The sequence below is a fragment of the Moorena sp. SIO4A5 genome (assembly GCF_010672005.1).
Lineage (GTDB): Bacteria > Cyanobacteriota > Cyanobacteriia > Cyanobacteriales > Coleofasciculaceae > Moorena.
This window is the reverse complement of record NZ_JAAHHZ010000414.1, coordinates 1-4214: the sequence shown is the minus strand read 5'-3', so window position 1 is coordinate 4214 and position 4214 is coordinate 1. Positions and strand designations below refer to the sequence as shown.

The window sequence follows — 4214 nt, the reverse complement described above, 5'->3', positions numbered from 1 at the left end:
CTTGGTTTGAGTGTAGATGAGTTAGAAGCACTGGCAACTTGTAAATTGGCTGTGGCAGATCAAACTCGTTTGGATGATTTAGTGGCCAGAAATGTAGAATCATTGCTCTGCACTGATGAGGTGGCTGAGTTAGATGACTTGTTGGGAAAGGCGGATCAATTGACCATTCTCAAAACTCGCGCCAGATATATATACAATCTCTGTGCTTATAAAATGGGACAACGGCAGCGTGAGTGTTTAGATTCGGATTGAGTTACAGGGACAAATTCGTAATCGCTTTAGTTATTCTATTTATCGACAATTTTGATTCTTATTTTTCAGACGTTGAGCGAGTAAACAATCCTCAAAGCTCAATGCTTCTTCGTCTAGGAAGTTGGAAATTGCCATTTCAATGGTAGCTTCGAGGGAACATTCGAATTCCGTAGACTTTTCCTGGAGTGCAACCTTTATGTAGTCAGGCAAATACTTGACAAGCTGAGCGATCGCTTCTGGGGAAAGGTGTTGGGTGGTGAAGGTTTGAGTCATAAGACTAGGTTTGGTTAAACTTGTAAAGCCGAGTTTTGTGGAACGGGCATCAGGTGTGGAACTGGCATCTTGCCAGTTTCAATATATTATCGGGCGGGCATCAGGTGTGGAACTGGCATCTTGCGTGGAACTGGCATCTTGCCAGTTTCAATATATTATCGGGCGGGCATCAGGTGTGGAACGGGCATCTTGGGTGGAACTGGCATCTTGCCAGTTTCAAGATATTATCAGGCGGGCAGGATGCCCAATCTACTCCTATTCATGGGAAGATTCAGCAACGCCCTATGGATTGCTTTGGTCACTTATCCTGTCGAATAACCCACTACAACACGTGCAATTAGCCCAACGGGCTAGGGCTTAGCCTACGCACTTTCAAGGCTTCTTGAGAATTGAGTTTACGCTTTCCGTTTAATATATCTAAAATCGCTTGCTCTTGCTCAAAAATACCTAACAAATCTTGTATCGTTAGATTATAGTCTTCCATTAATGTCTGTAATAATTCTGCATCGGTTAATTCGGGGAATTGTTCAGTTTTTTCTTCATAGTCATAGACTAACATCCCTAATACCCTGAGATAATCTTGATCATCTTGATTAAGCGGTTTTTGATCTAATAGGTCGTTGATTCTTTGTTGGGTGGCGATTAATTCAGCATTATTGGTAATGGGACGGGGCGCAAATTCGGTGATTAATTTCAGGTAATAAGGACTAGGGTTGGTTAAACCAGTTGTCATTTTTCAATTTCTACTTATCCTAGTCTGCCTTAGTATACTATTCTGGGGAATATCATAAAGCAGAACTATTTCACCAGGACGCGATTAAGGTAATTGAAGAGTTCTACGGTCCCAATCACCCTAACTTAGCAGTGCATAAAGCAAGTTTGGCACTGACCTACAAAACCCTGGGGCGCTTGACCGAGGCCATAGAATTGTATCAAGAGTGCATCAAGTCCCTGAACTCAAGTTACGGCAACAATCATCCCCAAGTGGGAATGTACCTGAGTGACTTGGCTTGGGTGATCTTGGAAGAGAGTAACGAGTTGGACAAGTTAAAGCTAGCTGTGAGCTTTTTCCACAAATCTCTGAGCATCCTTACGCCAGTGCTAGAGCCTAATCATCCTAGTATTCGTAATGCCCGGAAGGGGCTAACTGTGCTTTACGGTCGAATCGGGAATAGGGAGTAGGGAGTAGGGAGTAGGGAGTAGGGAACAGGGAATAGGGAGCAGGGAGCAGGGAGCAGGGAGCAGGATTTTCGAGCACTCTTACCGATCAGCATAAATCTGTAATTGGGATAAAAATCATACCAATTTGCGATCGCGAATTCCCATCCATTCCGAAAAAGCGATGCTCCAAAAGAGCCCCTAAAAGCCAACGCACTTTCTTCTGGTGTTATCTTTTTATGCCAAATAAGGTATAATATTTGGTGAGGTAAGGTGATGACAGATAAATAAAGTAATTTACTGGGTTGGCTCTTGTAGAGAAGAATTATCGGATCTTCCTAAGGAAGCACGGCGGAAGGCTGGTTTTCAATTGAGAGCTATCCAAAGGGGTCAAAAACCTACAGATTATAAGCCGATGCCCACAATTGGCAAGGGAGTTGAAGAGATTCGCATTTGGACCGGAGAAGCCTATCGGATTTTCTATGTGGCTAGATTTGAAGAGGCAATTTATGTACTTCATGTTTTCCAGAAAAAAACACAGAAGACCTCAAAGCGGGACATTCAACTAGGACAGAAGCGTTATCAGGAGATGGTTCAGTTTAGAAAGGAACAAAAGGATAAACATAAAAATGACTGAGGAAAAAACCGTCAACGTCCTGTTAGGGGATGACAATGTATTTAAAGATTTGGGATTTGAGGCAGAAGAAGCAATGAATCTCAAGGTAAGAGCGGATCTGATGTTAGATTTACGTTCCTATATTCAGGAGCGGGGATGGACTCAAAATGAGGCAGCAGAGTTTTTGGGAGAAACCCAACCGAGGATTAGTAATTTAATGAATGGTGAAATTAGTCGATTTAGTGTGGATAAGTTAATTAATTTGCTAGGAAAAGTAGGGATGGAAGTGAAGGTAGAAGTCGTCCCGAAAGTTTTATAGTTTTCAGCTATCAGCTATCAGCTATCAGCTGACCACTGACGGCTATCAGCTATCAGCTATCAGCTGACCACTGACGGCTATCAGCTATCAGCTATCAGCTGACCACTGACGGCTATCAGCTATCAGCTGACCACTGACGGCTAAATGGATCCCATTAGACAAAACAGTTTCAAGTTATTAACATCAAATTATCAAATAATTTCTAAAAACTATCATGTTTAGTCTGAGTGACATCCATCCACTCTCAGAATTCCAACGGGGCGCTAAAGCCTTTATCGCAAGGCTCAAAGAAACTAAAGCACCAATCGTTCTTACTGTTAATGGCAAAGCTGCTGCAGTTGTTCAAGATGCTGAAAGCTATCAGCAACTTCTCGATAGGATGGAATTGCTTGAGTCTATTGCGGGCATCCGAAAGAGTATTGAGGAGTTTGAGCAAGGAGAAGGTATTCCGTTAAAGGAAGCATTTCAGCAGCTTCAGGAAAAATATGGCCGACCAGAAATTACCTCACCTATTTAGGAAATCCTATAAAATGCTATAATTTGATTATATAGTAAATATTGCTAAGCAAAATATACTATCTATATTCAATAAATTGAAATCAAAAATGAGTCGAGAATTTAATGTAATTATCGAGCAGGATGCTGATGGCTACTTTGTAGCTTCTGTTCCCACTCTTAAAGGGTGTCATACCCAAGCAAAATCTTTGGATGAATTGATGGAGCGTATTCGAGAAGCGATCGCCCTTTGTTTGGAATTTGAAGAAAATGTAGAAGATTCCCTTGACTTCGTTGGTGTACAGCGAGTTGCAGTGGAAGTATGAGTCAATTACCAAGTTTAACTGGACGGGAAATTATCGCAGCACTGGAGAAAGCAGGGTTTACAGTGGCGAGGGTACGTGGAAGTCACCATATTTTAATTCATGATGACGGACGTAGAACCGTCATCCCGGTACATTCTGGTGAAACCATTGGGCGTGGTTTATTGTCCCAAATATTGCGTGACACTCAGCTTAGTCGTGAGGAATTCAGGGAATTGTTGTGATGGCTGTGTTAATCCACTACAAGATTGACCTACGGTCAATCGCGCCAAATTTTTGTGCGAATCTTGTGAAGCAGTTACTCTACTTGGGGTTTCCCCAAGTAGAGTAACTGCTGAACCCGGAGGGTCAAGAAGCGCGAACAGTGACAATTTCCCACAGTCCCATAGCAATGCGATCGCAAAAATTGAAAGTATCTCGGGTAGGCTCCCTAAAACGTTATGCCCCATAGCTGCCCATGTCCTCCAACCTCGACCCAAAGAATAGAAACGTTAAACTAGAAACGCTGCTTCACCATCTGCCACCATGCCATCTACCAGTCAACCCCTGAACTATCCCAAAAGCCGCAAAGCCGACCAAGTCGATGATTACCACGGTACTCTAGTAGCTGACCCTTACCGCTGGCTAGAAGACCCAGATTCAGAGGAAACTAAGGCTTGGGTAGAAGCACAGAATCAAGTCACCTTTGGTTATCTCAGCGAAATACCAACACGGGAAACACTTAAGCAGCGCATCACCAAGCTATGGAATTACGAGAAATATAGCACTCCCTTTAAAA

The 4214-nt window shown here is 42.8% G+C and carries 10 protein-coding genes and 2 pseudogenes; 9 read left to right on the top strand and 3 right to left on the bottom strand.

The window, feature by feature from the left end; all coding sequences use genetic code 11:
• On the top strand, positions 1-252 hold a 252-nt coding region (locus tag F6K57_RS38205; RefSeq protein ID WP_364305839.1), incomplete at its 5' end, for a hypothetical protein.
• A 39-nt stretch (positions 253-291) separates the two neighbouring features.
• Here F6K57_RS38205 and F6K57_RS38200 read toward each other — a convergent pair.
• Entirely contained in the window at positions 292-525 is a 234-nt protein-coding gene (locus F6K57_RS38200) for a hypothetical protein (RefSeq protein ID WP_293031490.1), read from the bottom strand.
• 10 nt (positions 526-535) lie between these two features.
• Here F6K57_RS38200 and F6K57_RS38195 point away from each other — a divergent pair, with 10 nt between their 5' ends.
• A complete protein-coding gene (locus F6K57_RS38195) occupies positions 536-886 on the top strand; it encodes a hypothetical protein (protein ID WP_293073691.1) in 351 nt (116 codons plus the stop codon).
• On the opposite strand, the gene F6K57_RS38190 is transcribed toward F6K57_RS38195, so the two are convergent.
• Positions 863-1258: a hypothetical protein gene (locus tag F6K57_RS38190; RefSeq protein WP_293067282.1), complete on the bottom strand. Its 396-nt coding sequence runs from the start codon at positions 1256-1258 to the stop codon at positions 863-865. The genes F6K57_RS38195 and F6K57_RS38190 overlap by 24 nt on opposite strands.
• 47 nt (positions 1259-1305) lie before the next feature.
• Between F6K57_RS38190 and F6K57_RS38185 the strand changes: the two are divergent.
• Positions 1306-1707, top strand: a pseudogene (locus F6K57_RS38185) (tetratricopeptide repeat protein); the annotation flags it as partial.
• Here F6K57_RS38185 and F6K57_RS38180 read toward each other — a convergent pair.
• On the bottom strand, positions 1680-1895 hold the full coding sequence (locus F6K57_RS38180) for a hypothetical protein (protein ID WP_293073688.1): 216 nt from the start codon (positions 1893-1895) through the stop codon (positions 1680-1682). The pseudogene F6K57_RS38185 and the gene F6K57_RS38180 overlap by 28 nt on opposite strands.
• Before the next feature lie 71 nt (positions 1896-1966).
• Between F6K57_RS38180 and F6K57_RS38175 the strand changes: the two genes are divergently transcribed.
• The 6 genes and pseudogenes from F6K57_RS38175 to F6K57_RS38150 form a co-directional block, all read left to right on the top strand.
• Entirely contained in the window at positions 1967-2320 is a 354-nt protein-coding gene (locus tag F6K57_RS38175) for a type II toxin-antitoxin system RelE/ParE family toxin (protein ID WP_364305842.1), read from the top strand.
• On the top strand, positions 2313-2618 hold the full coding sequence (locus tag F6K57_RS38170) for a helix-turn-helix transcriptional regulator (RefSeq protein ID WP_075898002.1): 306 nt from the start codon (positions 2313-2315) through the stop codon (positions 2616-2618). Before F6K57_RS38175 ends, F6K57_RS38170 begins: the two co-directional genes overlap by 8 nt.
• Before the next feature lie 214 nt (positions 2619-2832).
• The gene (locus tag F6K57_RS38165) at positions 2833-3135 is read left to right on the top strand and encodes a type II toxin-antitoxin system Phd/YefM family antitoxin (RefSeq protein ID WP_293067271.1); all 303 of its coding nucleotides are present in this window, start codon (positions 2833-2835) and stop codon (positions 3133-3135) included.
• A gap of 88 nt (positions 3136-3223) precedes the next feature.
• The gene (locus tag F6K57_RS38160) at positions 3224-3439 is read left to right on the top strand and encodes a type II toxin-antitoxin system HicB family antitoxin (protein ID WP_293067268.1); all 216 of its coding nucleotides are present in this window, start codon (positions 3224-3226) and stop codon (positions 3437-3439) included.
• Positions 3436-3660 carry a type II toxin-antitoxin system HicA family toxin gene (locus F6K57_RS38155; RefSeq protein ID WP_293067266.1) on the top strand — a complete coding sequence of 75 codons (225 nt, stop codon included), beginning with the start codon at positions 3436-3438 and terminating at the stop codon, positions 3658-3660. The genes F6K57_RS38160 and F6K57_RS38155 overlap by 4 nt, the downstream gene beginning before the upstream one ends.
• A gap of 301 nt (positions 3661-3961) precedes the next feature.
• Positions 3962-4214 (top strand): annotated as a pseudogene (locus tag F6K57_RS38150) (S9 family peptidase); the annotation flags it as partial.